This window comes from Legionella sp. (assembly GCF_047605385.1).
Taxonomy (GTDB): domain Bacteria; phylum Pseudomonadota; class Gammaproteobacteria; order Legionellales; family Legionellaceae; genus Legionella.
Map to the genome: position 1 here is coordinate 1 of NZ_JASGFU010000130.1, position 3033 is coordinate 3033.

Sequence of the window (3033 nt, forward strand, 5' to 3'; positions counted from 1 at the left end):
TTTTTATAACACCGATAAAAACACGCAACGCCTGGGCCAGTATATAAAGGTAAACTTGAAAAACGGGGATTATTTCTGGATAGGCAATACCAAGATTATTTTTCATGAATAGGTTTTGCTGAATGAGAGCAGCGCTTATTGTTTAAAGACAGAAAACAAATAGGAGCGCAGTGGGCAATTGTTACTCATTCCTCCTATTGAAAGCCTTGTTAAGGGTAGTGTTTGTCATAATATATTTTTACGGCAGACTAACAATGGATATAATGTGTAATGACGAACATCAATTATTTTGTTTTAAATTCTTTTATCTTTTTATCCTTATAGCTATCTTTTCGGCAATCTCTTCAATCATAAAATCTGTAGTATTAATTGCAATCATATCAGCAATGATGGGACTATAGTTCTTTACTTCGTTCTTCGATATTTTATGCCAAATAGGTAGAATGACTTTTTCGCCATTTACCTCTCTAGCGAACAAACCGTCCAGTTCTCGTTGAGGCCATTCCTTGTTGAAGAATGCTTCTGATAAAACTACAATCCCATATTTGGAGTTTTTAAGTCCATTATCAATGGAACGTCTTAAGCTATCACCTACTTGTAGTTCAAATTCATCATACCAAACAATAACACCTTTTTCTCTCAACGATTCGACAAAGGGTCTTACAAATCCTGCTTTATCCTCTGAAGCGTGAGAAATGAAAACATCATAAGTCTTTTGTTGTTCTACCGCTGCATGTCTTGGTTGTGGCAAGGTTGATAGAGAAAGGGCTTTCTGTCTTTCCATTTCTCTTGTTATACTTTGTTGAACCGAGAGTATTTCCTTCTGTTCTTTTTTGGTTTTATCTCTTTCCCTCTGTTCTTCTTTCCCTAAATCTTGAAGTAACTTTAATCTTTTTGTTTGCTTTTCAGAAAGGCTCTTTGATTTATAAGATTTATCTTTATTTATCCTGTTTATTTCTTCATTTTTTCTAGTAAGATCTTTATTAAAATTTACTACTCGTTTAATATCCTTTTCCCTACTTATCTTTTCCAGAATAGATGTAGCTTCCTTTTCTTTACGACTAAGATTATTATTAATTGTTTGTAGTTGGTTTTCCAAACTGCTAATCTCTCTGTCTACGCTTGAAATTGAATTTGTAATACTTTGAATACTCATTTCCTGAATTAAATTTTTAGTATCATTGAATTCTCACAAATTAAGAAGAATGTGGTTATACATTTAACCACATTCTCATACAGCTTATTTTTCTTTGGTAATGCCTTTAAAGGGCTTCCCATCAGATTTTCCATCCATAAATTTGCCTGTATTACTGTCACGCTTTATCCAGGTCTCTGTTTTTGGATTATAGGTCTGTGTCCTATCTTTTACTGCTCCATTGCGATGTCCGTCACCGCTTTTACCGTTTTTAGCCATTGAATTTAGGTTTAAAATGATTAATTATAATTGTAACGCTTCCATGGAATTCTAGATAAATGCACATTAGATAAAAATCTAACTATATCTGTCCTTCCCTGATAAGTTGCTCTACCTCTGGAATCTTGTGCCATTAAAATGATCGGGATGCCTGGAAAGATGCTACTGAAACTATTTCTAGCATTATTACATTCCATATTATTATTAAGCACATATTGTTTAACTACCACAATAGCAAAAGTTACACCTTGCTCCTTAATTACGGCTCCTTCAAATTGCATTGTTTACCTCCTTGCTTTTAATTTTAAATTAATTTTGTTGTTAGATCCGACTACATTATTTTTGTTTCATTAGTGAAAATGTGTTTCACTTATCAAAAATACAACCGTTTCGTGAATGAAACAATGTTTCTTTAATGAAATTTATTAACATGCAATCCACATTAAATACTGAGTTACTTGCTAGTATGCTCAAGTCTAGAAGAGGGAAAAAAGGCTTGAGAGATACTGCAGCCGAAATAGGAAGTATTAGCTCAGCAACATTATCACGCATAGAACAGGGCAATTTACCGGATGTTGAAACATTTATTAGAATATGCAAATGGCTTGATGTATCTACTGAAACCTTTGTAACTGGCGAAAGTCTAGAAACGAAAGCTTTGTCAGAGAAGGATAAAATTGTGTATCAGCTTAGAAGCAGCCACGAATTAGATCCTGAAACTATTAATGCGATGATTACTATGGTGGATATCGCATTTACTAAATCTAAAAATAATGCCCTCTAAATCAATATTACCAAGAGGATTTAAGGCAGAAGCGGAACGACTTGCAGAAAAATATAGGGAAGAGTTAGGTGTATCGAAGTTCTCTCCATTAAATGCTCATACACTTGCAGATCATTTAAGTGTTCAGATCTTTACAGTAGATGAGTTATTTGTGAATCAGGACTGTGATGCTTATCACAGGATGAGCGATCCTCAAAAGTTCTCAGCAATGTGGATTGTCAATCAAAAGGGAGAAAAACTTGTTATACATAATGACAGACATTCTACCTTTAGGCAGCAAAGCAATTTAATGCACGAACTTGCCCATATTATACGTAAGCATACAGTGCCAGATGAACAAGCTAAACTATGCGCTAAGCTTGGTCTGCATTATTATAATCTTTTGCATGAGCAAGAAGCAAAATATCTGGGAGGTTGTTTGCAAATAACGAGAGCGGGGCTTCAATGGGCTTTAAAAAACAGCTATTCCCCTGAAGAAATATCTGAATATTATAATGCCAGTGTTGAAATGGTCAAATATAGGATTGGCATTACTGGAGTACAGAAACAATTAGCTTATAGAGGAATAAACTGATGTACTAAGAATGTAGATTAAAATAAATCGATAGTCCCTTTTATCGTTGTTGCGTCAAATGCTAAGCCTAAATTTGCAAACCCATTAATGTAATGTAATGGGAGTTCTAAAGCTTTATAATTGGAAACTATTTTCCCTCCATCAACTTCTCCAACCTCGTCATCATTTCATCCTTCTCCTTCAACATCCTTTCAAACAAAGCAATCTTTTCTTCATGTAGTTTTTTTATTTCTTCAATAGGATTGAAATTAAAAGTGGAAT

The 3033-nt window shown here is 34.0% G+C and carries 5 protein-coding genes; 2 read left to right on the forward strand and 3 right to left on the reverse strand.

The window, feature by feature from the left end:
* Positions 1-304: 304 nt before the first annotated feature.
* The 3 genes from QM652_RS14390 to QM652_RS14400 form a co-directional block, all read right to left on the reverse strand.
* The gene (locus QM652_RS14390; protein WP_415076994.1) at positions 305-1156 is read right to left on the reverse strand and encodes a TIR domain-containing protein; all 852 of its coding nucleotides are present in this window, start codon (positions 1154-1156) and stop codon (positions 305-307) included.
* Between the two features lie 84 nt (positions 1157-1240).
* Positions 1241-1414: a hypothetical protein gene (locus tag QM652_RS14395; RefSeq protein ID WP_415076996.1), complete on the reverse strand. Its 174-nt coding sequence runs from the start codon at positions 1412-1414 to the stop codon at positions 1241-1243.
* 20 nt (positions 1415-1434) lie between these two features.
* The gene (locus QM652_RS14400; RefSeq protein WP_415076998.1) at positions 1435-1695 is read right to left on the reverse strand and encodes a hypothetical protein; all 261 of its coding nucleotides are present in this window, start codon (positions 1693-1695) and stop codon (positions 1435-1437) included.
* 134 nt (positions 1696-1829) lie between these two features.
* Between QM652_RS14400 and QM652_RS14405 the strand changes: the two genes are divergently transcribed.
* Together QM652_RS14405 and QM652_RS14410 are read left to right on the forward strand one after the other, a co-directional pair.
* Positions 1830-2198, forward strand: coding sequence for a helix-turn-helix domain-containing protein (locus QM652_RS14405; protein ID WP_415077000.1), 369 nt, complete (start codon positions 1830-1832; stop codon positions 2196-2198).
* A complete protein-coding gene (locus QM652_RS14410) occupies positions 2188-2772 on the forward strand; it encodes an ImmA/IrrE family metallo-endopeptidase (RefSeq protein ID WP_415077002.1) in 585 nt (194 codons plus the stop codon). Before QM652_RS14405 ends, QM652_RS14410 begins: the two co-directional genes overlap by 11 nt.
* The last annotated feature ends 261 nt before the right edge of the window (positions 2773-3033 follow it).

Coding starts and splice junctions, on each gene's coding strand:
- QM652_RS14405 (WP_415077000.1), top strand. CDS start 1,830: ATGAAATTTATTAACATGCAATCCACATTAAATACTGAGTTACTTGCT.
- QM652_RS14395 (WP_415076996.1), bottom strand. CDS start 1,414: ATGGCTAAAAACGGTAAAAGCGGTGACGGACATCGCAATGGAGCAGTA.
- QM652_RS14410 (WP_415077002.1), top strand. CDS start 2,188: ATGCCCTCTAAATCAATATTACCAAGAGGATTTAAGGCAGAAGCGGAA.
- QM652_RS14390 (WP_415076994.1), bottom strand. CDS start 1,156: ATGAGTATTCAAAGTATTACAAATTCAATTTCAAGCGTAGACAGAGAG.
- QM652_RS14400 (WP_415076998.1), bottom strand. CDS start 1,695: ATGCAATTTGAAGGAGCCGTAATTAAGGAGCAAGGTGTAACTTTTGCT.